General features: G+C 72.5%; 24 protein-coding genes. 10 read left to right on the top strand and 14 right to left on the bottom strand.

Translation table 11 applies throughout. The features are described 5' to 3' along the window. Positions 1 to 298 precede the first annotated feature (298 nt). Positions 299 to 1576, bottom strand: coding sequence for a metallophosphoesterase (locus ACFYTE_RS00885; RefSeq protein WP_388703042.1), 1278 nt, complete (start codon positions 1574 to 1576; stop codon positions 299 to 301). A gap of 63 nt (positions 1577 to 1639) precedes the next feature. Then, positions 1640 to 1879, bottom strand: a complete 240-nt coding sequence (locus ACFYTE_RS00880; RefSeq protein WP_388703039.1) for an SCO4848 family membrane protein — start codon at positions 1877 to 1879, stop codon at positions 1640 to 1642. Between the two features lie 91 nt (positions 1880 to 1970). Here ACFYTE_RS00880 and ACFYTE_RS00875 point away from each other — a divergent pair, with 91 nt between their 5' ends. Further along, positions 1971 to 3314: a D-alanyl-D-alanine carboxypeptidase family protein gene (locus ACFYTE_RS00875; protein WP_388703036.1), complete on the top strand. Its 1344-nt coding sequence runs from the start codon at positions 1971 to 1973 to the stop codon at positions 3312 to 3314. Here the strand turns inward: ACFYTE_RS00875 and ACFYTE_RS00870 are convergent. The 4 genes from ACFYTE_RS00870 to ACFYTE_RS00855 are packed head-to-tail and all read right to left on the bottom strand — an operon-like array spanning position 3259 to position 6053. Then, positions 3259 to 4170 carry a YihY/virulence factor BrkB family protein gene (locus ACFYTE_RS00870; protein ID WP_388703034.1) on the bottom strand — a complete coding sequence of 304 codons (912 nt, stop codon included), beginning with the start codon at positions 4168 to 4170 and terminating at the stop codon, positions 3259 to 3261. The two genes, ACFYTE_RS00875 and ACFYTE_RS00870, sit on opposite strands and share 56 nt — an antisense overlap. After that, positions 4158 to 4583, bottom strand: a complete 426-nt coding sequence (locus tag ACFYTE_RS00865; RefSeq protein WP_388703032.1) for a GtrA family protein — start codon at positions 4581 to 4583, stop codon at positions 4158 to 4160. Before ACFYTE_RS00865 ends, ACFYTE_RS00870 begins: the two co-directional genes overlap by 13 nt. After that, positions 4580 to 5509, bottom strand: coding sequence for a decaprenyl-phosphate phosphoribosyltransferase (locus tag ACFYTE_RS00860; RefSeq protein WP_388703984.1), 930 nt, complete (start codon positions 5507 to 5509; stop codon positions 4580 to 4582). The genes ACFYTE_RS00865 and ACFYTE_RS00860 overlap by 4 nt, the downstream gene beginning before the upstream one ends. Positions 5510 to 5552: 43 nt before the next feature. After that, complete coding sequence (locus tag ACFYTE_RS00855) at positions 5553 to 6053, bottom strand: phosphatase PAP2 family protein (protein WP_388703029.1); 501 nt, start codon at positions 6051 to 6053, stop codon at positions 5553 to 5555. A gap of 133 nt (positions 6054 to 6186) precedes the next feature. Here ACFYTE_RS00855 and ACFYTE_RS00850 point away from each other — a divergent pair, with 133 nt between their 5' ends. Further along, positions 6187 to 7542: an FAD-binding protein gene (locus tag ACFYTE_RS00850; protein ID WP_388703026.1), complete on the top strand. Its 1356-nt coding sequence runs from the start codon at positions 6187 to 6189 to the stop codon at positions 7540 to 7542. A gap of 26 nt (positions 7543 to 7568) precedes the next feature. Beyond that, the gene (locus tag ACFYTE_RS00845) at positions 7569 to 8324 is read left to right on the top strand and encodes a decaprenylphospho-beta-D-erythro-pentofuranosid-2-ulose 2-reductase (protein WP_388703023.1); all 756 of its coding nucleotides are present in this window, start codon (positions 7569 to 7571) and stop codon (positions 8322 to 8324) included. Between the two features lie 175 nt (positions 8325 to 8499). On the opposite strand, the gene ACFYTE_RS00840 is transcribed toward ACFYTE_RS00845, so the two are convergent. Continuing rightward, on the bottom strand, positions 8500 to 9072 hold the full coding sequence (locus ACFYTE_RS00840; RefSeq protein WP_388703021.1) for a 2'-5' RNA ligase family protein: 573 nt from the start codon (positions 9070 to 9072) through the stop codon (positions 8500 to 8502). A 148-nt stretch (positions 9073 to 9220) separates the two neighbouring features. Continuing rightward, complete coding sequence (gene trpS / locus ACFYTE_RS00835; RefSeq protein WP_388703019.1) at positions 9221 to 10234, bottom strand: tryptophan--tRNA ligase; 1014 nt, start codon at positions 10232 to 10234, stop codon at positions 9221 to 9223. 89 nt (positions 10235 to 10323) lie between these two features. Between trpS and ACFYTE_RS00830 the strand changes: the two genes are divergently transcribed. The 3 genes from ACFYTE_RS00830 (at position 10324) to ACFYTE_RS00820 (ending at position 12855) form a co-directional block, all read left to right on the top strand. Beyond that, positions 10324 to 10926: an RNA polymerase sigma factor gene (locus ACFYTE_RS00830; protein WP_388703017.1), complete on the top strand. Its 603-nt coding sequence runs from the start codon at positions 10324 to 10326 to the stop codon at positions 10924 to 10926. Positions 10927 to 10972: 46 nt separating this feature from the next. Then, positions 10973 to 12037 carry a hypothetical protein gene (locus ACFYTE_RS00825; protein ID WP_388703982.1) on the top strand — a complete coding sequence of 355 codons (1065 nt, stop codon included), beginning with the start codon at positions 10973 to 10975 and terminating at the stop codon, positions 12035 to 12037. A gap of 98 nt (positions 12038 to 12135) precedes the next feature. Continuing rightward, positions 12136 to 12855, top strand: a complete 720-nt coding sequence (locus tag ACFYTE_RS00820; RefSeq protein WP_388703013.1) for a hypothetical protein — start codon at positions 12136 to 12138, stop codon at positions 12853 to 12855. Positions 12856 to 13038: 183 nt separating this feature from the next. On the opposite strand, the gene ACFYTE_RS00815 is transcribed toward ACFYTE_RS00820, so the two are convergent. After that, entirely contained in the window at positions 13039 to 14508 is a 1470-nt protein-coding gene (locus tag ACFYTE_RS00815) for a glycine hydroxymethyltransferase (protein WP_388703010.1), read from the bottom strand. Positions 14509 to 14760: 252 nt separating this feature from the next. Between ACFYTE_RS00815 and rocD the strand changes: the two genes are divergently transcribed. Together rocD and ACFYTE_RS00805 are read left to right on the top strand one after the other, a co-directional pair. After that, entirely contained in the window at positions 14761 to 15966 is a 1206-nt protein-coding gene (gene rocD / locus ACFYTE_RS00810; RefSeq protein WP_388703007.1) for an ornithine--oxo-acid transaminase, read from the top strand. A 106-nt stretch (positions 15967 to 16072) separates the two neighbouring features. Continuing rightward, positions 16073 to 16912: a DMT family transporter gene (locus tag ACFYTE_RS00805; protein WP_388703979.1), complete on the top strand. Its 840-nt coding sequence runs from the start codon at positions 16073 to 16075 to the stop codon at positions 16910 to 16912. Positions 16913 to 16988: 76 nt separating this feature from the next. Here ACFYTE_RS00805 and ACFYTE_RS00800 read toward each other — a convergent pair whose 3' ends face one another. Then, a complete protein-coding gene (locus tag ACFYTE_RS00800) occupies positions 16989 to 18395 on the bottom strand; it encodes a PLP-dependent aminotransferase family protein (RefSeq protein ID WP_388703006.1) in 1407 nt (468 codons plus the stop codon). A 47-nt stretch (positions 18396 to 18442) separates the two neighbouring features. On the opposite strand from ACFYTE_RS00800, the gene ACFYTE_RS00795 reads away from it, so the two are divergent. Then, the gene (locus ACFYTE_RS00795; RefSeq protein WP_388703003.1) at positions 18443 to 18940 is read left to right on the top strand and encodes a carboxymuconolactone decarboxylase family protein; all 498 of its coding nucleotides are present in this window, start codon (positions 18443 to 18445) and stop codon (positions 18938 to 18940) included. After that, positions 18937 to 19098, top strand: coding sequence for a hypothetical protein (locus tag ACFYTE_RS00790; protein ID WP_388703000.1), 162 nt, complete (start codon positions 18937 to 18939; stop codon positions 19096 to 19098). Before ACFYTE_RS00795 ends, ACFYTE_RS00790 begins: the two co-directional genes overlap by 4 nt. Before the next feature lie 239 nt (positions 19099 to 19337). On the opposite strand, the gene ACFYTE_RS00785 is transcribed toward ACFYTE_RS00790, so the two are convergent. The 4 genes from ACFYTE_RS00785 to ACFYTE_RS00770 all read right to left on the bottom strand — a co-directional run bounded on the left by ACFYTE_RS00785 (position 19338) and on the right by ACFYTE_RS00770 (position 23861). Next, positions 19338 to 20327: a malate dehydrogenase gene (locus tag ACFYTE_RS00785; protein WP_388702998.1), complete on the bottom strand. Its 990-nt coding sequence runs from the start codon at positions 20325 to 20327 to the stop codon at positions 19338 to 19340. A gap of 400 nt (positions 20328 to 20727) precedes the next feature. Further along, positions 20728 to 21963 (bottom strand): helix-turn-helix domain-containing protein, encoded by a 1236-nt coding sequence (locus tag ACFYTE_RS00780; RefSeq protein WP_388702995.1) that lies wholly within the window; start codon positions 21961 to 21963, stop codon positions 20728 to 20730. Positions 21964 to 22543: 580 nt separating this feature from the next. Continuing rightward, positions 22544 to 23017 carry a DUF3017 domain-containing protein gene (locus ACFYTE_RS00775; RefSeq protein ID WP_388702993.1) on the bottom strand — a complete coding sequence of 158 codons (474 nt, stop codon included), beginning with the start codon at positions 23015 to 23017 and terminating at the stop codon, positions 22544 to 22546. Next, the gene (locus ACFYTE_RS00770) at positions 23007 to 23861 is read right to left on the bottom strand and encodes a bifunctional methylenetetrahydrofolate dehydrogenase/methenyltetrahydrofolate cyclohydrolase (protein ID WP_388702990.1); all 855 of its coding nucleotides are present in this window, start codon (positions 23859 to 23861) and stop codon (positions 23007 to 23009) included. The genes ACFYTE_RS00775 and ACFYTE_RS00770 overlap by 11 nt, the downstream gene beginning before the upstream one ends. Between the last annotated feature and the right edge of the window lie 66 nt (positions 23862 to 23927).

Raw genomic sequence — 23927 nt, 5'->3', positions numbered from 1 at the left:
CGAACCGATCGCACGGTGGTGCCCTCCCCAGGCCTTCCACGGCCCTACCCCTGGCCTTGCATATATGCCACTTCCCCTTCGTGGCGGGGCTCACCTAATCACACGTGTTTCACCTGGGGGAAGAGCAATCGGGCGAGATGTGCGAGAACTAACCTCGCGACGGTTACCGCCCGGTTTCACAAGGTGTTCGCAGAGCCTGGGCCCGGCGCTGCCCGCGCCGCCCCCGCACCGCCATGACCTGCACGTTTCCCCATGCCCTCGCGCGCTCAAGAGGGGTCGGCGGCACCGGCGGCCGTGCTCAGGCGTGCCGGGACGCCAGTTGCACGACTGTGATGTCCGAGGGCGCCCCCACCCGGGTGGGCGGCCCCCATGCGCCCGCTCCGCGACTGACGTACAGCTGGGTGTCGCCGTAGCGCTCCAGACCCGCCACCGTCGGATTGGCCGCCGCCGCGAGCAGGTTGCCGGGCCACAACTGCCCGCCATGGGTGTGGCCGGAGAGCTGGAGGTCGACACCATGGCGTACGGCCTGATGGATCTGCACGGGCTGGTGGGCGAGGAGCACACACGCGCGTGCGGGGTCGCGGTCACCGAGGGCTCTCTCGTAGTCCGGGCCCTGGCCCTCGCTCTCGCCCTGTACGTCGTTGACCCCGGCGAGGTCGAAGCCGGGCAGTTCGGTGCGGGCGTTCTCCAGCGGGCGCAGCCCGAGCCGGCGCACCTCCTCGACCCACTGCTCGGCACCGGAGAAGTACTCGTGGTTGCCGGTGACGAAGTAGGCCCCTTGCCGGGCCGAGAGCTGCGCGAGCGGCGCCGCCGCCGGGCCCAGGTCGGGGACGCTGCCGTCCACCAGGTCGCCGACGACCGCGATCAGATCGGGCTGGGTCGCGTTGATCGTGTCGACGACCCGCTGCGCGAAGCCCCGGCCGAGGACCGGCCCGAGGTGGATGTCGCTGACGACGGCGATGCGGAACCCGTGTGCGGAACGCGGGAGTTTGGCCAGCGGGACCGTGACGCGTTTCACGTTCGGTCCGTTCAGCACGCCGTAGGTGCCGTAGCCGACGGTCGCCACGGCAGCCGTGGCCGCCGCCCCGCCCACGACCCGCGACACGAAGAGCCGGCGCGACGGGTCCTGCCGGGCGGTCTTGGGGCCGGGTTCCGGCCCGGCCTCCGGTAGCGGCCCCGGCGCCGCCTCCTGCGCCTGCGGGGCCGGTGCCGTGCCCGCCGGTACGGCCACCGGGACGGGCACGGGCCGGTGTTCGCGTCCGCGTGTCAGCCGGCGCAGCAAGGGCCGCACCGCCTCGCCCGCCACCACCGCCATCAGCAGGTAGAGCGCCAGCGCCATCCACAGGAAGCCCGGCCAGGCCAGGGCGCGCTGGAGCCAGAACGGCGCTCCGGAGCGCTCGGCGACCAGCGCGGCGACCATGAGGAACGGGCCCGCCACGAACACCGCCGTACCGGCCCGGCGGGCGCGCCCGGGCGCCGCCGTGGTGTCGCGGACCAGGCGCCGCCAGACGTACCAGTGCAGCCCGGTCACGACGGCCAGCACGGCCAGGGCGACGAGCACTAAGACGATGACCACGGTGCGGTGTCCTCAGTCTTCCGTTATGAGTGTTCGGTCATGACGTCCGGCCATGAGTGTTCGTCATGACGTCCGGCGCAGTGCGCGCAGCCCGCGCAACCCGATGCCCCCGATGACCGTCCCCCATACGAAGGAGACGACCGCCAGCAGCAGATGCACCCAGAAATAGGCCGTCGGATGCCCGTCGTCGAAGGCGAGTCCGCTGCTGTCCTTGACGAGGTTCTTGACGAAAGTGACCCAGATGACCCAGCTCCACACCCCGAAGGCGAGCAGGAACCAGGACAGCGGGCGGCTGAGCTTCATACGCCCAGTATCGCCGCCGGCTGTCCGGATCCCTGCCCGGGGTGGGACGGGCGGCGGGACTTCACGGCCCGCGACAGGTACGTTCTCGACCGTGCCCGCACCCAATAAGATCGCCAGACGATCCCTTCTGGCCGGTTCTGCCGCATTTTTGAACGTTTCTCTCGCGACTCCTCTCGCGACTCCTCTCGCAGCTTCTCTCGTGGCTTCTCTCGTGACGTTCCTCGCGACGCCGGTCGCCGTGGCGGCCCCGCGCCCGTCCGCCACACCCCCGGCGCAGATGTCGACGGTGGGCGGCGCCCGCCTCGGCCAGGCCGGCACCCAGGTCGACCTGGGTGCCGGCGCGCCCGTGCTGCCCAAGGGACTGACCGCGCGCTCCTGGATCGTCGCCGACGCCGAGACCGGCGATGTGCTCGCCGCCCACAACGCACACTGGCGCCTGCCCCCGGCGAGCACGCTGAAGATGCTGTTCGCCGACACCGTGCTGCCGAAGTTCCCCAAGTCGACCGAGCACAAGGTGGTGCGCTCCGATCTTGCGGGCGTCGGCGCAGGCTCCAGCATGGTCGGGGTGAAGGAGAACGAGACCTACAGCGTCCATGACCTGTGGCTCGGCGTCTTCCTGCGCTCCGGCAACGACGCCGTGCACGTACTGTCCGCGATGAACGACGGCGTCGAGGAGACCGTCAAGGACATGCAGGCGCACGCCGAGGAGTTGCAGGCCCTCGACACGCAGGTGGTCAGCCCCGACGGCTACGACGCGCCGGAACAGGTCTCGTCGGCGTACGACCTGACGCTGTTCGCCCGCTCCGGGCTCCAGAAGAAGGACTTCCGCGAGTACTGCTCCACGGTCCGGGCGAAATTCCCGGGCGAGACCAAGAAGGTCAAGGGCAAGAAGGTCCGCGGGACCTTCGAGATCCAGAACACCAACCGGCTGCTGAGCGGCGACACCGACGTTTCGGTCTACGACGGGATCGCGGGCGTCAAGAACGGCAACACCACCAAGGCGGGCGCCACCTTCACCGGCGTCGCGGAACGCGGCGGCAGGGTGCTGCTGGTCACCGTCATGAACCCGCAGAAGAACGAGCACAACGAGGTCTACAAGGAGACCGGGAAGCTCTTCGACTGGGGCTTCGCGGCGGCTGGCAAGGTGCGGCCGGTGGGCGAGCTGGTGCCGCCGAAGAGCGCGGCACCGGCCGGCGGGCAGCCGGGCGCCACGGCGCCCGCCGCGGAGGCGGGCGGCGGCACCGCGCAGGGCGCGGCCGACGGCGGGTCCTCGGCGAAGCCGGCCGGCGCCTCCGCCACGGGCGGTTCGAGCGGAGCGGGCATCGCGCTGGCCATCACCGGCGGGCTGTTGGTGCTGCTGTCCGGCGGGGTGTTCCTGATCAATCGCCGCTGGCCGCTGCCGGACCTGGTGCGCCGTCGGACGCCCCGTCCGTGACCGGTCCTTCCTTGCTCTGCGTCGCCGTCCAGGCGGCGCAGAACAGCACCAGTTTCGAAGTGAAGTTGATCCACAGCAGCAGGGCCACGGGCACGCCGAAGGCCCCGTACATGCTCTTCGTGGCGACGCCCTGGATGTAGCCGCTGAGCAGCAGCTTGAGGAGTTCGAAGCCGACCGCGCCGATCAGCGCGGCCACCACCAGGCGGCGGCGCGGCGGATCGACACCGGGCAGCAGGGTGAGGACGTAGAGCAGCAGCAGGAAGTCGGCGAGCACGGCGACGGCGAACGCCGCGGCGCGCAGCAGCAGGCTGCCCCAGCTCGCCCGGCCGAGGCCCAACTCGTCGGAGATCCAGCCGACCAGGGCGGAGGCCACCGTCGAGATGACGATGGTCACGAGCACCGCGCCGCCGAGGCCGACGAGGACGCCCGCGTCGACGGCCTTGCGCACGATCGGGTTGCCCTCGCTGTCCGGCCGCTCCCACACCGCCCGCAGACAGTCACGCATCTGGCCGACCCAGCCGATGCCGGTGAACAACAGGACCGCACCGGCGATGAGTCCGACGGTGCCCGCGTTCTGCACCAGGGCGTTGATGTCCAACTGGGCGGAGATGCCGGGAACCTGCTCGGCGATCTTCTTCTGGAGCTGCTGCTGCTGCGCCGTGCTCAGGGTGGCGGCGGCGATCGCGGCGGCCACCGTCAGCAGCGGGAACAGCGAGATGAAGCTGATGAACGTCATCGCCGCCGCCAGCCGCGTCCATTTCACCCGGTCCAGGCGCTCGTACGCCTGCCACGCGTGCGTGGCCATGAGCCACGTGACGAGCGGTCCTATTCCGGGGAGCCTTTTCAGCCAGTCCATGATCCGACTCTGCCCTCGGCGGGGAACACCAATGTCCGGGTACCCCAGAAACGCAGGACCGTGGCGAGGGCCATGCCGATACCGGCACCGGAGACGGTGTCGGCGCACTGCGAGGTGAGTCCGAGGCCGTAGTGGCTGACGACGATGCACAGGAGCTGGACGAGCGCGCCGGCGAGGTTCACGGCGACGAAGACGGCGAACGGGCGCAGGCCCCGGGGGTGCGCCTGGCGGTAGGTGCCGCGCGCGTTGCCCACGTAGGCGACCGTGCAGCCCGCGACGAAGGACACGGTCTTCGCGGTGACCGGATCGAGCCCGGCGGGGCCGCGCAGGTAGCTGAAGACGGCCAGGTCGGTGACGTACGCGAGGAGCCCGGCGGCGGCGAAGCCGAACAGTTCGCGTCGGGCGACGCTCACCAGTTCGCCACCGCGAGCCCGTACATGGCGAGCCAGGCCAGTCCGATCAGGGCCAGCGCCCGGTCGCGCAGGACGACGTCCTCGGGCTCGCCCGCGGTGCCGCGGTCGGCGAAGACGGCGTAGCGGAGGATCGCGAGGATGAAGGCGACCATCGACAGCTGCCGCCAGGGCAGCACGCCCGCGTGTGGCGCACCGCCCTCCTCCAGGGCCCACATGCAGTACGCGAGGACGGCGACCCCGGCGGCCAGCTGCCAGACGAAGCGGAGATAGCCGGTGGTGTACTCGGTGAGCAACGCGCGCGTGGCGCCCGGCTTCCCGGCCATCTGGAGGGCTTCGGAGTAACGCTTGGCCGAGACCATGAACAGCGCCCCGAAAGCGGTCGTGATCAGGAACCAGCGGGACAGGGGGATGCCGAGCGCGACGCCGCCGATCATCGCGCGCATCACGAAGCCGGTGGTGACGACGGCGAGATCGGCGACCAGGACGTGCTTGAGGCTGACGCAGTACGCCAGCTGCATGACGACGTAGGCCGCCAGGAGGGCCGCGGTGAGGGGTGAGGTCAGCCAGGCCGCGGCGGCCGGCGCGAGCACGGCCAGCGCGGCTCCCACGCCGTACGCGACGGGTACGGGGACCTGTCCCGCGGCGACCGGGCGGCGGCACTTGGTCGGGTGGGCGCGGTCGGCCTCGGCGTCACGGGCGTCGTTGATCAGGTAGACGGCGGCGGCGCAGGCGGTGAACAGGACGAAGACGAGGGACACCTGGGTGAGCGCATGCCGGGAGAAGAGCTGCCCGGCGGCGGCCGGGGCGGCGGCGACGAGGCTGTTCTTCACCCACTGCTTGGGGCGGGTCGTCCTCAGCAGGCCGCCCAGGAGGGTGCCCTTGAGCGGGCGCGCGGCCGGCACGGCAGGCTTGCGCCGCTCCCGCAGCGTGGCGTCCCCGGCGTGCACGCCGTCCGTGAGGGGCGCGGTCTCAGTCACGGCCGCCCCCTGTCATCCAGCGCGCCCCGAGTCGCGCCGCGAGTGCCCCGAGCGCCGCGCCGGCGGCGACGTCGGAGGGGTAGTGGACGCCCACCACCAGGCGGGACAGGCACATGGCGGCGGCCAGCGGCGGGAGCCCGTACGCGCCCAGCGCCCCGAACGCCACCGCGGCGGCCGTCGCGGAGGCGGCGTGCGAACTCGGGAAGGAGTACCGGCCGACGGTGCGTACAAGGGGCTCGATGTGCCCGGGGCGCCCCCGGCGCACGAGGCGTTTGACGCCCGAACTGGTGAGGTGCGCGCCCGCGACGAGCGCCGTGCCGCGCAGCCAGGAGCCGCGCCGCGCGCCGTCCGCTGCGGCTCCGACGAGGCCCGCCGCGAGCCACAGCGCGCCGTGCTCACCGGCCAGGGACAGGCCGCGTGCGGCGGACGCGACGCGCGGATCGGCACCGCGGGCGCGGAGTGCAGAAAGGATCCGGTGGTCCATGTCGTCCATGTGGACCCACTGTTCACGCCCGAACCGCCAGAACTACGGCAATATTGAGCGACATCCCATTAATCACCCATTTCGGGGAGGGATGGGATGTTTCTAAATTAATCGCTCACATTGGGGAGATACGGTCACCGGCATGTCTGGAGCCATGGTTTCCGTCACCGGGTGGGGCCGCACCGCCCCCACCTCCGCCCGGCTGGTACGTCCGCGGACGTACGAGGAGGCCGTGACCGCCGTACGCAGCTGCGGAACCCGCGGCGGCATCGCGCGCGGCCTGGGCCGGGCCTACGGGGACGCGGCGCAGAACGCCGGCGGCGCCGTGCTCGACATGACCGGCCTCGACCGCATCCACGCCATCGACGCCGACGGCGGCACCGTGCTGTGCGACGCGGGCGTCTCCCTGCACCGGCTGATGGAGGTGCTGCTGCCGCTCGGCTGGTTCGTGCCGGTGACGCCCGGCACCCGCCAGGTGACGGTCGGCGGCGCGATCGGCGCCGACATCCACGGCAAGAACCACCACGTCTCCGGTTCCTTCTCGCGCCATGTGCTCGCGCTGGAACTGCTCACCGCCGACGGCGAGATCCGCGCGGTCGGCCGCGGCACCCCCCTGTTCGACGCGACCACCGGCGGAATGGGCCTGACCGGGGTGATCCTGACCGCCACCGTGCGGCTGCTGCCGGTGGAGACCTCGTACATGTCGGTCGACACCGAGCGCGCCGCCGACCTGGACGACCTGATGGCCCGCCTGACGGCCACCGACCACCGCTACCGCTACTCGGTCGCCTGGATCGACCTGCTGGCCCGGGGCGCGGCCACCGGCCGCGCCGTGCTCACCCGCGGCGACCACGCGCCCCTGGAGGCGCTGCGCGAGGGCACGCGCGCGTGGCGGCGCCCGCTGTCCTTCCGCCCCCGGGAGTTCCCGCCCGCCCCGGCCTTCGTCCCGGAGGGCCTGCTCAGCCGGGCCGGCGTGGGACTGTTCAACGAGATCTGGTACCGCAGAGCGCCACGCGCGCGTACCGGTGAACTCCAGCGGATCCCCGCCTTCTTCCACCCCCTGGACGGCGTGCCCCACTGGAACCGCATCTACGGCCGCGGCGGCTTCGTCCAGTACCAGTTCGTCGTCGGACACGGCCGGGAAGACGCCCTGCACCGGATCGTGCGCCGCATCTCCGAGCGCCGGTTCCCGTCCTTCCTGGCCGTCCTCAAGCGCTTCGGCGAGGCGGACCCCGGCTGGCTCTCCTTCCCGGTGCCCGGCTGGACGCTCGCCCTGGACATCCCGGCGAACCTGCCCCGGCTCGGCGCCTTCCTCGACGAGCTGGACGAGGAGGTCGCCGCCGCCGGCGGACGCGTCTACCTCGCCAAGGACTCCCGGCTGCGCCCGGACCTGCTCGACCCGATGTACCCCCGGCTCGCCGACTTCCGCGCGCTGCGCGCGGAACTGGACCCGCGCGGGGTGTTCGTCTCGGACCTCGCCCGCCGCCTGGACCTCTGAGAAGCCCCAACCACCAAGGAGCTGTCGTGAAGGACGCCTTCGGCCTCCCCCAGTCCCTGCTCGTCCTCGGCGGTACGTCGGACATCGCGCTGGCCACCGCGCGCCGGCTGATCGCCCGCCGTACCCGCACCGTGTGGCTCGCGGGCCGCCCGTCGCCCGCCCTGGACAAGGCCGCCGAGGAACTGCGCGGCCTGGGCGCGGACGCCCGTACCGTCGCCTTCGACGCGCTCGAACCCGAGTCGCACGAGGCGGTGCTCGGCAAGGTCTTCGCGGAGGGCGACATCGACATGGTGCTGCTCGCCTTCGGGATCCTCGGCGACCAGGCGCACGACGAGCGTGCACCGGTGAGCGCGGTCCGGGTCGCGCAGACCAACTACACGGGCGCGGTCTCGGCGGGCCTGGTGGCGGCCGCCGCGCTCCAGACGCAGGGCCACGGCTCCCTGGTGGTCCTCTCCTCGGTCGCCGGCGAGCGGGCCCGCCGCTCCAACTTCATCTACGGCTCCAGCAAGGCCGGCCTGGACGCCTTCGCCCAGGGCCTCGGCGACGCGCTGTACGGCACGGGCGTGCACGTCATGGTCGTACGTCCCGGATTCGTACGGTCCCGGATGACGGCCGGCCTCGACGAGGCACCCCTGGCGACCACACCGGAAGCCGTGGCCACGGCCATCGAACTGGGCCTGCGCCGCCGCACGGAAACGGTCTGGGTCCCGGGCCGGCTCCGCCTCATCATGACAGCCCTCCGCCACACCCCCCGCCCCCTGTTCCGCCGCCTACCCCTCTAACGTCGCGCTGGAAACCGCGCACCAAGCCCCACCCGAAAGCCGACGCCCACACCACCGCCCCGCAAGGGGCGCGGGGAACTGCGCAACAAGCCCCCACCGCCCCGCACCCGACCGACAACCCGCAAGCCCAGCCACAACGCGGCCGCACCCAAAAGACACCCCAGCCCCAGCCCAGCTACCGCCGCACGATAGACACCGCATGCCCGGCCTGCGGCGGCACCACCGCACCCCCGAAGGCAAACTCCCGCAACTTCCGCCACACACCGTCCGCCCCCTGCTCGTAGAGCGCGAACCCGGTGCACGGCCACTCCGCCTCGAACCCGGCCAGCTCCCGAAACGCCCGGTCCATCGCCGCGTCCTCGATGCCGTGCGCCACGGTGACATGCGGGTGGTACGGGAACTGCAACTCGCGGGCCAGCGGACCGGACCCGTCGCGGACCCGCTTCTGCAACCAGGAACAGGCCTCCGCGCCCTGGACGACCTGGACGTAGACCACCGGCGACAGCGGCCGGAAGGTGCCCGTGCCGGACAGCCGCATCGGGAACGGCCGGCCGGCCGCGGCGACCTGCGCCAGATGCGCCTCGACGGCCGGCAGCGCGAAGTCGTCCACCTCCGTCGGCGGCAGCAGCGTGACATGCGTGGGGATGCCGTGAGCCGCGGCGTCGCCGAAGCCCGCGCGCCGCTCCTGGAGCAGGCTGCCGTGAGGCTCCGGGACCGCGATCGACACGCCGATCGTTACGGTCCCCACGTCGTCTCCTGTCGTCGTCTCGGCTGGGCTGCCGGATTCGTACTCAGCCGTCCGGCTATCGACTGTACGGCCACGGCTGTGCCGTGGGCAGGCGCAGCCGAAGTGATGTGCGGCGCTCTGCCCGAAGGCCCGTGTGCGGTGGTGCGCCTCAGTGCTTCGCGGGCAGGAAGCCCACCCGGTCGTAGGCGCGGGCCAGGGTCTCCGCGGCGACGGCGCGCGCCTTCTCCGCGCCCTTGGCGAGGACCGAGTCGAGCGTCTCGGGGTCGTCCAGGTACTGCTGGGTGCGCTCCCTGAACGGCGTCACGAACTCCACCATGACCTCGGCGAGGTCGGTCTTGAGCGCCCCGTACCCCTTGCCCTCGTACTTCGCCTCCAGCTCGGCCACGCCCGTGCCGGTGAGCGTCGAGTAGATCGTGAGCAGATTGCTCACGCCCGGCTTGTTCCCGACGTCGTAGCGGATGACCGTGTCGGTGTCGGTGACCGCGCTCTTGACCTTCTTGGCGGTGGCCTTCGGATCGTCGAGGAGGTTGATGAGGCCCTTCGGCGTGGAGGCCGACTTGCTCATCTTGACGGACGGTTCCTGAAGGTCGTAGATCTTCGCCGTCTCCTTCAGGATGTACGGCTTCGGCACGGTGAAGGTCTCCCCGAAGCGGCCGTTGAAACGCGTGGCGAGGTCACGGGTCAGCTCGACGTGCTGGCGCTGGTCCTCGCCGACCGGGACCTCGTTGGCCTGGTAGAGCAGGATGTCGGCGACCTGAAGGATCGGGTAGGTGAACAGGCCGACGGAGGCGCGGTCGGCACCGTGCCTGGCGGACTTGTCCTTGAACTGGGTCATGCGGGAGGCCTCGCCGAAGCCGGTGAGGCAGTTCATGACCCACGCGAGCTGGGCGTGCTCGGGGACATGGCTCTGGACGAAGAGCGTGCAGCGCTCCGGGTCGAGGCCGGCCGCGAGGAGCTGGGCGGCGGCGAGCCGGGTGTTCGCGCGCAGTTCCTTCGGGTCCTGCGGGACCGTGATCGCGTGCAGGTCGACAACCATGTAGAACGCGTCGTGGGACTCCTGCAGGGCCACCCACTGACGAACGGCGCCGAGGTAGTTGCCGAGGTGGAACGAGCCTGCGGTGGGCTGGATCCCGGAGAGCACGCGGGGACGGTCTGAAGCCATGTTCACCATTCTCTCAGGTGTCGCGACCCGATCCCGAACCGATCGGAAACGGGTGGGAACCGATTCGTCTCCGGCGGTGTATCAAGAGCGTGAGGACGCGGGAGGGGGGCCGCATCGTCGATGAGGCCGCGGTGATCGCACGTGTACGCGCCGGGGAGCCGGAGGCGTACGCGGAGCTGGTGCGGGCCCACACGGGCATCGCCCTGCGGGCGGCGGCGGCACTCGGGGCGGGTGCGGACGCGGAGGACGTGGTGCAGCAGGCCTTCGTCAAGGCGTACTGCGCGCTGGGCCGCTTCAAGGACGGCGCGGCGTTCCGGCCCTGGCTGCTGTCGATCGTCGCCAATGAGACGAGGAACACAGTGCGGACGGCGGCGCGGCAGCGCACGCTCGCCGGCCGGGAGGCCGCCTTCGCGGAGGCCGAGCCGCTGATACCTGAAACGGCGGACCCGGCGGTCGCCACGCTCCGCACGGAGCGCCGGGCGGCCCTGCTGGCCGCCCTGGAGCAGCTGAGCGAGGAGCACCGTCTGGTCGTCACCTACCGCTATCTCCTGGAGATGGACGAGTCGGAGACCGCCCAGGCCCTCGGCTGGCCCCGGGGAACGGTGAAGTCCCGGCTGAACCGCGCCTTGCGGAAGCTGGGCCGGCTGCTGCCGGAATTCGAGCCTCGGGAAGGGGGTGAGGAGCGTGACTGAGCCGTACGACGACGAGGGCGGGCGAGCCTCCAAGGACGCCGGGGGCCTGGATCCGCGCGGCCGGGGCCGTGGGCGGTCCGGCGGGCCCGCCGCCCGGCTGCCGGAGGAGCTGCGGGCACTGGGCCGGTCACTGGGCGCGCCCGACGGCGACGGCGGTGACCGTGCCGCGGGGGCGATCGGCTCCGAGACGATGGCCGAGCGGGTGCTCGGGCAGATACTGGCCGAGCGGGTGCCGGTCCCGGTGGCCGAGCCCGCGGGCCCGAGGCAGCGGCTGTGCGCGGTCCGGCGCTGGACGCGGCTGCGGTGGCGTTCGCTGACGGCCACGCTGTGCGGTCTGCTGACGGTGCTCGCGCTCACGCCCCCGGTGCGTGCGGCGGTCTACGACTGGTTCGGCTTCGGCGGCGTCGAGGTGCGGTACGACCCGTCGGCGGTGCCCTCCCCCGGTTCCGAGGTGCCCGGCTGCGGCCGCTCGCTGTCCCTCGCGCAGGCGAGGCAGCGGGCGGGGTTCGAGCCGCTGGTGCCGGGCGTCCTCGGTGTGCCGGATGCGGTGACCGTGACCGGCGGGCCGGGCCGGCGTCCGGTGCTCGGCATGTGCTGGCGTGAGCGGGGTCGCATCGTCCGGCTCGATGCGTTCCCGGCGAGCCTGGACGCCGGCTTCTCCAAGACGGTGCGCGAGCGACCGGAGTGGATCGATCTGCGTCCGGCTTCGTCGGCACAGGACATACCGGACTACGCGCTGTGGTTCCCGCTGCCGCACCTGCTGAAGTTCTGGCTGGTGGACGCGGACGGCGACCGCTATCGGCGTCAGGTGCGCACGGCGGGGCCGACCCTGCTGTGGGTCCACCACGCTGGGGCGGGCACCGTGACGGGCGCCGACGGGGCCGAGGGCGGGGCGGGCGCCGACGGGGCCGAGGGCGGGGCGGGGGCCGGTGGGGCGCAGGACGGGGCGGTGACGCTGCGTCTGGAGGGCGTGGAGTCGCGGGCGAGGGCCGTGCAGATCGCCAGGTCGCTCATCGCGATGTCCCGGTTGTCCGCCGGGCAGGCCGAGCCCCGGGGGTCCGAGGGGGCCGCGACCTCCTCGGCACCCTCGGCATCGGGTTCCTCGAAATAGTGCGTGCGGGAGGGGAACCCCGGCGGCGCGGGCGGTGTACCAGAAGTGACACGCGGCTCGCGGGCGGGCCGCAGGACTTCGACTGGTTGAGGGATCGGATGGCGAGAGGCAGGATTCGTGAACTGACGGCGCTGAGCGGGATGGTGGCCGTCCTGCTCGGGCTGTTGCTGTGGGGAGCGTCGTCCGCGGTGGCGGGCGGTCCGACCAGCGTGCTGGTGACCTCGCCCCGGAGCGGAGAGGCCGCCGCGCGGTACTTCTCGGATGAGGAATACGGACAACTCCAGCGGCTGCTGGGCCCGGAGAACCGGGGATCGCGCGAGACGCCGCCGGAGGCGGAGCCGGACTCCGCCCGTCAGATCAATGTGACCTGGCTGGCGCACGACATATGGCCCTGGCGCATGGACCGGGTCTTCCCCGCGGACTCCAGGTCAGGGGCGGTGTGGATCCACACGGCGGCCCCTGTGTCCGAATCGCTGAACGGCTACTGGCACCGCGCCGAACACCCCGACCAACTGCGCGCTCTGCTCGGAAAGTTGGGCGTGATGAGCAACAAGAACAGTCAGGCGGGCTACACCGGCATCTTCCCGGGCCCATGGCAGTCGGAGAGCCCCGGCACGGCGGACCAGAACGAGCAGTCGACCACCACGGTCACGATCGGAACCAAGGGGGACGGCACCGACTGGTGGTGGGCGATACCGGGCGCGGCGGCCGGTGCTGTTCTCGCACTGGTGCTGCGGTCCCTGGTGCCACGGGCGGCACCGGCCCTGCGGCGCGGTGACCGGGAGCCGGGACCCAGGCAGGAACTGCGGGACATGTGAGAGCGGACACGGACACGGAGCCGGGCCGGTCGTCGGCGCCGGCTTCCCGATGCCGCCGCGCGGCGGCCCGGCGCCGGGCCGGGCCGCCAGGGGAGGGACCACGGAGGGAACTGATCGATCCCTGAGCGTCAGGAGACTCCCGACCGGCATGGGGACTCCCGGCGCCCGGTTCGGGTGCGGAGGTCAGCCGAGGTCGACCTGCGGGTACAGCGGGAACCCGGCCACGAGGTCGGAGGCGCGGTGCGAGATCTCGTCCGCGATCTTCGGGTCGAGGACGTGCTGGGCCTTGGAGGGGGCGCCCTTGCTCGTGGTGCCGGGCTCGGCGGTGGTCAGGACGCGGTCGATGAGGCCGGCGACCTCGTCCATCTCGGCGGTGCCCAGGCCACGCGTGGTCAGGGCCGGGGTACCGATGCGGATGCCGGAGGTGTACCAGGCGCCGTTGGGGTCGGCCGGGATCGCGTTGCGGTTGGTGACGATGCCGGACTCCAGCAGTGCGGCCTCGGCCTGGCGGCCGGTGAGGCCGTAGGAGGCGGCGACGTCGATCAGGTTGAGGTGGTTGTCGCTGCCGCCGGTGACCAGGGTGGCGCCGCGGCTCAGCAGACCCTCCGCCAGCGCCCGGGAGTTGTCGACGATCCGCTGGGCGTAGTCCCGGAAGGAGGGCTGGCGGGCCTCGGCGAGGGCCACGGCCTTGGCCGCCATGACATGCGGCAGGGGGCCGCCGAGCACCATGGGGCAGCCGCGGTCGACCTGGTCCTTGAGGGAGTCGTCGCACAGCACCATGCCGCCGCGCGGCCCGCGCAGCGACTTGTGCGTGGTGGTGGTGACGATCTGGGCGTGCGGGACCGGATCGAAGTCTCCGGTGAGGACCTTGCCGGCGACGAGACCGGCGAAGTGGGCCATGTCCACCATGAGCGTGGCGCCGACCTCGTCGGCGATCTCCCGCATGATCCGGAAGTTCACGAGACGGGGGTAGGCGGAGTAACCGGCGACGATGATCAGCGGCTTGAACTCACGGGCGGAGGCGCGCAGGGCCTCATAGTCGATGAGGCCGGTGCCCGGGTCGGTGCCGTAGGAACGCTGGTCGAACATCTTGCCGGAGATGTTCGGGCGGAAGCCGTGGGTGAGGTGGCCACCGGCGTCCAGGGACATGCCGAGCATGCGCTGGTTGCCGAAGGACTGGCGGAGTTCGGCCCAGTCCGCCTCGGAGAGGTCGTTGACCTGGCGGACGCCGGCCTTCTCCAGGGCGGGCGCCTCGACGCGCTGTGCGAGAACGGCCCAGAAGGCGACGAGGTTGGCGTCGATGCCGGAGTGCGGCTGGACATAGGCGTGCCGGGCGCCGAACAGTTCCTTGGCGTGCTCCGCGGCGATCGACTCCACGGTGTCGACATTGCGGCAGCCGGCGTAGAAGCGGCGGCCGACGGTGCCCTCGGCGTACTTGTCGCTGAGCCAGTTGCCCATCGCGAGGAGGGTGGCCGGGGAGGCGTAGTTCTCGGAGGCGATCAGCTTGAGCATCTCGCGCTGGTCGGCGACCTCCTGGCCGATGGCGTCGGCCACGCGCGGTTCGACGGCACGGATGACGTCGAGGGCGGCACGGAAGGCGGTGGACTCGGCGGAGAGAGACGAGGAGAGGGGGGACAGGGGCTGCTCTGGCATGGGGACCTCCGGACGGCGTATGTACAGCGTTCACGGCTCGGCCCAGGCGCACGGCACTCGGACTGGCTGGGCCGCTCCCCGATGGTCCATCCCATCCCAGCGCGCCAGTCACGGCCCGCCGGTCAGCCTACCGGGCGCATCGGACGGGCACGCGCGGCGGTGGTCGCATGTTGCTGACGGCTCCGGGTGCGGCCCGGGAGCGAGGATGGGAGAAGGGGGACGAACCCGACACTCTGGCCCACTGGAGTTCCCGTGAACGCTACGGAGAGGCTCATCGCCGCCGCCGACGCCCACAGTGCGCACACCTACCACCCGCTGCCGGTGGTCGTGGCCACCGCGGACGGGGCCTGGATGACGGATGTCGAGGGCCGGCGCTACCTCGATCTGCTCGCCGGCTACTCCGCGCTGAACTTCGGGCACGGTCACCGGCGGCTGGTGGCCGCGGCCAAGGCGCAGCTGGACCGGGTGACGCTGACGTCGCGGGCGTTCCACCACGACCGGTTCGCCGCGTTCTGCACCGAGCTGGCCGAGCTGTGCGGCATGGAGCTGGTGCTGCCGATGAACACCGGAGTGGAGGCGGTGGAAACCGCGGTGAAGACGGCCCGCAAGTGGGGCTACCGGGTGAAGGGGGTGCCCGCGGAGATGGCGAAGATCGTGGTCGCGGGGGGCAACTTCCATGGCCGTACGACGACGGTCATCAGCTTCTCCACGGAACCGGAGGCGCGGGCGGACTTCGGGCCGTACACGCCGGGCTTCGAGATCGTGCCGTACGGGGACCTGACCGCGATGCGGGCGGCGCTCACCGAGAACACCGTCGGGGTGCTGCTGGAGCCGATCCAGGGCGAGGCGGGTGTGATCGTGCCGCCGGCCGGTTATCTGCCGGCGGTGCGGGAGCTGACCCGGGAGCGGAATGTGCTGTTCATCGCGGATGAGATCCAGTCGGGGCTGGGCCGGACCGGGCGGACCTTCGCGTGCGAGCACGAGGGGGTGGTGCCGGATGTGTATCTGCTGGGGAAGGCGCTGGGCGGCGGGATCGTGCCGGTGTCGGCGGTGGTGTCGGGCGCGGAGGTGCTCGGGGTGTTCCGGCCGGGTCAGCACGGGTCGACGTTCGGCGGTAATCCGCTGGCCTGCGCGGTGGCGCTGGAAGTGATCGCGATGCTGCGGTCGGGCGAGTACCAGGCGCGCGCGGCGGAGCTGGGCGAGCATCTGCACCGTGAGCTGGGCGCGCTGCTCGGCACCGGCGCGGTGACGGCGGTGCGCGGGCGGGGGCTGTGGGCCGGGGTCGATGTGGCGCCGGCGCTCGGGACGGGACGGCAGGTCTCGGAGCGGCTCATGGACCGTGGGGTGCTGGTGAAGGACGCGCACGGCTCGACGATCCGGATCGCGCCGCCACTGGTGATCGAGAAGGAGGATCTGGACTGGGGGCTCGATCAGTTGCGGGCGGTTGTGGGCCGCTAGCCGTCCGAGGTCGAGGTCCGGTGCGAGGCGAGAGTCCGGTGAGAGGCGGGCTCGGATCAGGTCCCGGGTCCGGTGGCTCCCCTACAGTCGCCTCGTGCTCTTCGGAATGGTGTGCGCCCTGGGCGCGGCGGTCTGTTTCGGGACGGCGACCGTGTTGCAGGCGATGGCCGCGCGCCGGGCCGCGGACACCGGTGAGGGCGGGGACCCGGCGCTGTTGCTGCGGGCGCTGCGGCAGTGGCGGTACCTGGTCGGTCTGGGACTGGACGGTCTCGGGTTCCTGCTGCAGATCGCGGCGCTGCGGTCCATTCCGATCTATGCGGTCGGCGCGGCGCTGGCGTCGAGTCTGGCGGTGACCGCGGTGGTCGCGGCGCGCCTGCTGCGGGTGCGGCTGAGCGGGGCGGAGTGGGTCGCGGTGGCCGTGGTGTGCGCCGGGCTGGCGATGCTGGGGCTGGCCTCCGGGGCGGAGGGCCGCCGCGACGGCCCGGCGGCGTTGAGATACGCGATGTTGGCGGTGGCCGTGGCGGTGTTGCTGCTGGGGGCGGTCGGCGGGCGGCTGCGGGGGCGGGGCCGGGCGCTGTTGCTCGGGCTGGGGGCGGGTTTCGGGTTCGGGGTGGTGGAGGTGGCGGTGCGGCTGATCGACGGTCTGGCGCCGGCCGCCCTGGTCGCCGATCCGGCCGCCTATGCCCTGCTGCTCGCCGGGGTGGCCGCGTTCTTGCTGCTCACCTCGGCCCTCCAGCGCGGCTCGGTGACCACGGCCACCGCCGGGATGGTGATCGGCGAGACGATCGGCCCGGCGGCCGTGGGCGTGGTGTGGCTGGGCGACCACACCCGCGAGGGCCTGACCTGGCTCGCGGTACTGGGCTTCGCGGTGGCGATCACCGGGACCCTGACCCTGACCCGCTTCGGCGACCCCCCAGCCCCGGCCACCCACCCAGCAGACACCTAGCCCGGCAGGGACCCAACACCCCCACCCATCCCCCGGCCGCTACGCAACGCAACGCCCCGCAGGGAACGGCCGCGGGCTAGGGCAGGACGCGGCACAGGGCGTCGAGGGCTGCTGTCCAGGCGTGGTCCGGTGGGGTTCCGTAGCCGACGACCAGGGCGTCCAGGGGGGCGGTGACGGAGTGCTCGTGGCGGTATGTGGTCAGGCCGTGCAGGGCCAGTCCCTGCCAGGCGGCGGCCTGGAGCACCGACCGCTCGGTGCCGGGCGGCAGGCGCAGTACGGCGTGCAGGCCGGCCGCGATGCCGGTGACCCGGACCTCGGGGGCGCGGGCGGCGAGGGCCGCGACGAGGGTGTCGCGGCGGCGCCGGTAGCGCAGCCGGGCGGAGCGCACATGGCGGTCGTAGGCGCCGGAGGTGAGGAACTCGGCCAGGGTGAGCTGGTCCAGCACCCCGCAGCTGTCGCTGTGGCCCTTGGCGGCGGTGCATTCGTCGACGAGGGGCGGCGGCAGCACCATCCAGCCGAGCCGCAGGCCGGGGGCGAGGGACTTGCTGGCGGTGCCGAGGTGGACGACGTGGTCGGGGGCCATACCCTGGAGCGCGCCGACGGGCTGGCGGTCGTAGCGGAACTCGCCGTCGTAGTCGTCCTCCAGCACCAGGCCGCCGGTGCGCCGCGCCCAGTCCACCGCGGCGGCCCGCCGGTCGGGGTGCAGGGCCGTGCCCATCGGGAACTGATGGGCGGGCGTGAGCAGCACGGCGCCCGCGTCCGCGAGGGCGCGGGTGTCGGTGCCCAGGTCGTCGTACGGCAGCGGGCGCGTGGCCAGGCGGGCGGCGGCCAGCAGGTCCCAGTGGACGAAGAGGCCGTAGGGCTCGACGGCGACCGTGTGGACGCCGCGGGAGCGCAGCACCGCGGTGAGGATCTTCAGGCCCTGCCCGAACCCGGCGCACACCAGGATGTTCTCGGGGTCGGCACGGACGCCGCGGGCGCGGGCGAGATAGCCGGCGAGGGCGGTGCGCAGTTCGGGCCGGCCGCGGGGGTCGCCGTAGCCGAGAGCGTCGTTGGGGGCGGTGGCCAGGGCGCGGCGGGCGGCCTTGAGCCATGCGGTGCGCGGGAAGGCGGACAGGTCGGGAGTGCCGGGGGTCAGGTTGTGGGTGGGCCGGTCGACGGCGCGGCGGCGGGGTGCCCGGCCGGTCCCCGGGACGGCTGCGCCGGCCGGGGAGGACATCCCCGTGGCCACCCGGGTGCCCGAGCCCTGGCGGGCGGTGAGCCAGCCCTCGGCGACCAGGTCGGCGTAGGCGTCGGCGACGGTGTTGCGGGCGATGCCGAGGTCGGCGGCGAGGCTGCGGGAGGAGGGCAGCCGGGTGCCGGGGGCGAGACGGCCGGTGCGTACGGCGTCCCGCAGCGCGTCGGTGAGGCCGCGCCGCAGGCCGAGCGAGCCGGTCGGTTCCAGGTGCAGGTCGATGCCCAAAGTGGCCCAGGATTCCGCCATGGAAATGGACCATACTCCTGGGCTGCCCGGCTTCTAGGGTCGAGGACATGACCACACAGGAAAACGTTCAGTACGCACCCGAAATCGCACCCCGTCTGCGCATCGCCGAACTCGCCCCGGACGTGTACAAGGCGATGATCCGGCTGGACACCGCGGCCAAGCGGGGTCTGGACCCCAAGCTGTACGAGCTGGTGAAGATCCGGGCCTCGCAGATCAACCACTGCGCGTTCTGCCTCGACATGCACACCAAGGACGCCCTCGCGGCCGGGGAGAGCGTCGAGCGGATCGTGCAGCTGAGCGCGTGGGAGGAGTCGCGGCACTTCTACACGGAGAAGGAGTTGGCGGCGATCGAGCTGACCGAGGCGATCACGGTACTCACCGACGGCTTCGTGCCCGACGAGGTCTACGAGAAGGCCGCCAAGCTCTTCGAGGAGGCCGAGCTGGCGCAGCTGATCGCCGCGATCACGGTGATCAACGCCTGGAACCGGTTCGGGGTGACCGCCCGGATGACGCCGGGCCACTACCAGCCGGGGCAGTACGCGTGAACCGTACGCAGTTGCTCGACCCGGCGGTCGGCGCGGCCATGTCCGCGCTGTCCGCCGCCGCCGAGCGGGGGCTGGGCGACGAGGAGCGACGGCCCGTGGGGTGCGGGGCGCTGCGACGGCTGGAGCCGCGGGCGGGCGAGATCGCCCCCGCATCCTGACCGGTTCCGGGGCGCGCAACCGTAGGGAGGCGAACGGCGCCGACGACGAACGCGGGCCCGCTCCGGGGTGGTCGGACGCCGTTGGGCAAGGGCACCGGTCCCGGGTGGCGGCACCGGCCCGCCGCCGAACATGACGTCGGCCCGTACCACCCCGACGGGGTCGTACGGGCCGACGTCACGCGGGTTCCGGATCCGCCGAAGGGGGTCGGCGTGCCTCGTGGCGGGGTGTCGACGCGTGGTCAGACGAGGCCGAGGGCGCGGACCGCCTCGCGCTCCTCCTGGAGTTCCTTGACGGAGGCGTCGATGCGGGCGCGGGAGAAGTCGTTGATCTCCAGGCCCTGGACGATCTCGTAGCGGCCGTCCTTCGCGGTGACCGGGAAGGAGGAGATCAGACCCTCCGGGACCCCGTAGGAACCGTCCGACGGGATGCCCATGGAGGTCCAGTCGCCCTCGGCGGTGCCGTTGACCCAGGTGTGGATGTGGTCGACGGCGGCGTTGGCGGCGGAGGCCGCGGAGGAGGCGCCCCGGGCCTCGATGATCGCGGCGCCGCGCTTGGCGACGGTCGGGATGAACTCCTCGGCCAGCCACTTCTCGTCGCCCACGACCTCGGCGGCGTTCTTGCCGGCGACGGTGGCGTGGAAGATGTCCGGGTACTGGGTGGCGGAGTGGTTGCCCCAGATGGTCAGGCGCTTGATGTCGGCGACCGTCGAGCCCGTCTTCTTCGCGAGCTGGGTCAGCGCGCGGTTGTGGTCCAGGCGGGTCATCGCGGTGAAGCGCTCGGCCGGTACGTCCGGGGCGGCGGCCTGCGCGATGAGCGCGTTGGTGTTGGCCGGGTTGCCGACGACGAGGACCTTGATGTCGTCCGCGGCATGGTCGTTGATGGCCTTGCCCTGCGGCTTGAAGATGCCGCCGTTGGCCTCCAGGAGGTCACCGCGCTCCATGCCCTTGGTGCGCGGCCGGGCGCCGACGAGGAGGGCGACGTTCGCGCCGTCGAAGGCCACGTTCGGGTCGTCCGTGATGTCGATGCCCTGAAGGAGCGGGAACGCGCAGTCGTCCAGCTCCATGGCCGTGCCCTCGGCCGCCTTCAGCGCCGGGGTGATCTCCAGGAGGCGCAGCTTGACCGGCACGTCCGCGCCGAGCAGCTGGCCGGAGGCGATGCGGAAGAGCAGGGCGTAACCGATCTGGCCGGCCGCGCCGGTGACGGTGACGTTCACGGGAGTGCGGGTCATGGCGTTCTCCGTATGACAGCTGGCGGTGGGGCGTCCCTGCCCCGGGGGTACGGGATCCCGCCCGGCTTGTGACCGGCGCCCGCCGCGATGATCGATCACGGTTCGGTTGATCGATCTCTTGGCGTCAAGAGAGATCCAGCGGTCAGGCTATCGCGCATCCGGTATCCCGGACTGCCCGCCCCGTGTGGCCCACCCCACAGACCCCCGGAAGAGGCGGCCGCCCGTCCGGGAGAGCTGGGACGAGGGCGGCCGCCGCTCGGGGAGTCCGGAACCCGGATCCCGTGGGGGTAGGGTTCGCGTGCCCACGATGACGCGGACCATGCGCATCCGACGGCGATTCTTCGCAGCGGGGGCGTCGCCGGCCCGCGAAGCCACGGCGGGCGCACCACCCCCGCCGTCGCTACGGTGTGCAGCCCGTCTGGCCCGTGGACAGGGTCGCGCAGGCCTTGGCCTCCGCGGCGGTCTTCACGGCCACCATCGGCGTGTACGCGATGGTGTCGCCGGTCTCGGTGACCGTGCCGGTGCGGCTGGTGGTACCGGCGGCGATACGGACCTCGTCGCCCTGCCCGGCGCCGGTGATCCGCCCCCACGCCGCGCCGCAGGTCTTGCTGTAGCGGACCTCGACGGTGGTCGGACCGACGGCGGCGGTCTCGGCGGTGGTCACCAGGTCGCCGCTGCACCCCATGGTCTCGGCGTCCTTGCCCGTGCAGCCGCTGCCCACGCACTTGACCCCGGGGGGCAGGTCGGCCGCGGTGCTCGCGGACGGGGAGGGCGACTTGTCCGTGCCCTCGTTCTCCTTGTCACCGCCGCCGTCGGTCAGGAAGAAGACGGCCGCGATGACGACGAGCACTCCGACGAAGCCCGCCAGGAACATGGCCGCCCGCCGCTTGCCGCCCGCTCTCCGGGACGCGGGGGCGCCGCTGCCCGGCCCCTGCGGCGGCCGCCCGTACGGGCCCGGGGCACCCGGGGTCCAACCGGCACCGTTCGGGGATGCGGCGGCAGGGGATGCGGAGTGACGGGATGCGCCGGGAGAGGAGGCAGCGGAAGCGGGCGGCGCGGACGGCGACGGCGTACGGCCGCCCGCCCGCGAGGGACCCTGGTATCCGGCCATTCCCCAGGAGTTGACGCCCGTTCCGGGCGTACGCCCGGCCCCCTCGCGCGCGTCGGCGTCGGGCGCCGTCGGCTGGGGCGGGATCGTCGGGGACACGCCGGTGGGGCCCGCGACCCCCGGCGTCGCCGTCGCGCTGCCGCCCTTGCGGGCCTGGCCGCTCCCGCTCCCGCCCGGCTGAGGCCCGCCGAACTCCCCGAGCGCGGCGCGCGCCTGCGAGATGCGTATCGCCTCCATGGTCATGTCGTGCCGCATCTCCGAACGGCTCCAGGCGCGTTCGGCCAGCTCCCACATGGTGGTGAGGTGGAGGGGATTCGTGCCGGTGACCTCGGCGAGCGCGACGATCGCGCCCTTCGGCGCGAGGAGCCGTCCGTTGAGGTAACGCTCCCAGGACGTCTTGCTGTAGCCCGTGCGGTCGGCCAGCGCCGCGACGCTCAGCCCGCTGCGGTCCACGAGCCGCCGCAGCTGGCTCGCGAACTCCTTGATCTGCGGATCGAGTTCATCGGGCAAGGCTTTCCAGCGAGGCATGGGTTTCCCCCTCTTTCCCCCGGTCGGTGCTGTTGTGGTCCCGGCGTAGCCCCGCGCTTCCCCCGCGTGGCACCCCGTCGCCAGTCCCCGTTCTGGCTACCCACAGGGATGCGTCCCCTAAGGATCGCAGTTCCGTGAGAGGGGGCGCACAGGAGCATCGGACCCGTTGGGCATGCACCGTTGCACGCCGCCCGGCACCCGGTCCACCGGAGCGTCGCGATTGGCCACGTTAGCCCGGCTGTGCGGGTGCTTTCCGAGGTATCCCCGAACGTGTCGGGACATCGGTACATTGCGCACGCAGTGGTGACCTCGCACGTCACGGGGACGGTCGGGGCACCCGCGGGCCTCTCCTTGTCGCAGGGCGCGGACACCGTACCGGAACGGTCACTTCCGTGCCACAGCGTCCGGACAGGCGTTGAACGGGCCACTCGTGGCACGGGAGGGTGGAGACGCGACGGCGGCCCGTCTCCCCTCGGGGGAGGGGACGGGCCGCCGTCCGCCCGTAAGAGCACCGGGTAAGGGCACCGGGTAAGGCCGAGCGCACCGGCCCGGTGGACGTGCGCCTTCGGGTGCGTCGGGTCTACTGGTTCAGCGTGAAGTGCAGGGTGTCCTTGAGGAACGGGATCTCCAGCCACGGCCTGGGCTGGGCCATCATCGCCAGCAGGACGATCGCGAGCCCCAGCACGCCGTAGGTGGCGATGTCCGTGAAGCGCGAGCGCACGGCGAGCATGCCGACGCCGGGCAGCACCCAGCGCAGCACCGCCCCGGCCAGCAGGGCGGCGCCGATCAGCAGCGTCCCGTACCGGACCACGTCGAGGGCGGTCAGCAGCAGGCCCAGGGCGACCGCGGACAGCACGACGAGCAACGGCCACTGGCGGGCCGGCGCCGGCAGATCGCCGGACGCGGCCCGGCCGCCGCCCTCGGGGCGCGCGGTGTCCCTGGTGAACAGCGGGAAGCGGCGCGTGGCCCGCTTGGGGCGCCCCGCGGCATCGGGCGCGCTGATCGCGTCGCGGACCGTCGTCTCCGCGTCCGGGTGGGTGTTCTCAGCCGGCACTGCGCTCCGCCGCCTCGACCACGTTGACGAGCAGCTGCGCGCGGGTCATCGGGCCCACGCCGCCCGGGTTCGGGGAGATCCACCCGGCCACCTCGGCGACATCGGGGTGGACATCGCCGACGATCTTGCCGTCGGCGCTGCGCGAGACGCCCACGTCCAGGACCGCGGCGCCCGGCTTGACGTCCTCGGGCCGGACCAGATGGGCGGAACCGGCCGCCGCGACGATGATGTCCGCGCGCCGGAGGTGGGACGACAGATCACGGGTTCCGGTGTGGCACTGGGTGACCGTGGCGTTCTCGCTGCGCCGGGTGAGCAGCAGCGGCATCGGACGGCCGATGGTCACGCCGCGGCCGACGACCACCACCTCGGCGCCCTTGATCTCCACGCCGTAGCGGCGCAGCAGGGTCAGCACGCCGTTGGGGGTGCAGGGCAGCGGGGCGGGCTCGTTCAGGACGAGACGGCCCAGGTTCATCGGGTGCAGGCCGTCCGCGTCCTTGTCCGGGTCCATCAGCTCCAGGACGCGGTTCTCGTCGATGCCCTTGGGCAGCGGCAGTTGGACGATGTAGCCGGTGCAGGCCGGGTCCTCGTTCAGCTCGCGGACCACCGCCTCGATCTCCTCCTGCGTCGCCGTTCCCGGCAGCTCGCGCTGGATGGAGGCGATGCCCACCTGGGCGCAGTCCCGGTGCTTGCCTGCGACGTACTTCTGGCTGCCGGGGTCGTCCCCGACCAGGATCGTGCCGAGGCCGGGCGTGATGCCCTTCTCCTTGAGCACCGCCACGCGGGCGGTCAGATCGGACTTGATCGCGGCTGCGGTGGCCTTGCCATCGAGAATCTGGGCGGTCATGCCCCCCATCCTCCCGGATGACCGCCCTCTGGTTCCAATCCGGGGCCGCCCGTTCCCCGGAGTCCC

Source organism: Streptomyces sp. NPDC004629 (genome assembly GCF_042873595.1).
In the GTDB taxonomy this organism is placed as follows: Bacteria; Actinomycetota; Actinomycetes; order Streptomycetales; family Streptomycetaceae; genus Streptomyces.
The sequence above is the reverse complement of the archived record's forward strand: the minus strand, read 5'-3'. Positions and strand labels throughout refer to the sequence as shown.

What these genes read in the sequence shown, in the direction of transcription:
- ACFYTE_RS00880 (WP_388703039.1), bottom strand. Translation starts at nt 1,879, where the DNA reads ATGAAGCTCAGCCGCCCGCTGTCCTGGTTCCTGCTCGCCTTCGGGGTG.
- ACFYTE_RS00870 (WP_388703034.1), bottom strand. Translation starts at nt 4,170, where the DNA reads ATGGACTGGCTGAAAAGGCTCCCCGGAATAGGACCGCTCGTCACGTGG.
- ACFYTE_RS00855 (WP_388703029.1), bottom strand. Translation starts at nt 6,053, where the DNA reads ATGGACGACATGGACCACCGGATCCTTTCTGCACTCCGCGCCCGCGGT.
- ACFYTE_RS00850 (WP_388703026.1), top strand. Translation starts at nt 6,187, where the DNA reads ATGTCTGGAGCCATGGTTTCCGTCACCGGGTGGGGCCGCACCGCCCCC.
- trpS (WP_388703019.1), bottom strand. Translation starts at nt 10,234, where the DNA reads ATGGCTTCAGACCGTCCCCGCGTGCTCTCCGGGATCCAGCCCACCGCA.
- ACFYTE_RS00820 (WP_388703013.1), top strand. Translation starts at nt 12,136, where the DNA reads ATGGCGAGAGGCAGGATTCGTGAACTGACGGCGCTGAGCGGGATGGTG.
- ACFYTE_RS00815 (WP_388703010.1), bottom strand. Translation starts at nt 14,508, where the DNA reads ATGCCAGAGCAGCCCCTGTCCCCCCTCTCCTCGTCTCTCTCCGCCGAG.
- ACFYTE_RS00805 (WP_388703979.1), top strand. Translation starts at nt 16,073, where the DNA reads ATGGTGTGCGCCCTGGGCGCGGCGGTCTGTTTCGGGACGGCGACCGTG.
- ACFYTE_RS00800 (WP_388703006.1), bottom strand. Translation starts at nt 18,395, where the DNA reads ATGGCGGAATCCTGGGCCACTTTGGGCATCGACCTGCACCTGGAACCG.
- ACFYTE_RS00795 (WP_388703003.1), top strand. Translation starts at nt 18,443, where the DNA reads ATGACCACACAGGAAAACGTTCAGTACGCACCCGAAATCGCACCCCGT.
- ACFYTE_RS00785 (WP_388702998.1), bottom strand. Translation starts at nt 20,327, where the DNA reads ATGACCCGCACTCCCGTGAACGTCACCGTCACCGGCGCGGCCGGCCAG.
- ACFYTE_RS00780 (WP_388702995.1), bottom strand. Translation starts at nt 21,963, where the DNA reads ATGCCTCGCTGGAAAGCCTTGCCCGATGAACTCGATCCGCAGATCAAG.
- ACFYTE_RS00770 (WP_388702990.1), bottom strand. Translation starts at nt 23,861, where the DNA reads ATGACCGCCCAGATTCTCGATGGCAAGGCCACCGCAGCCGCGATCAAG.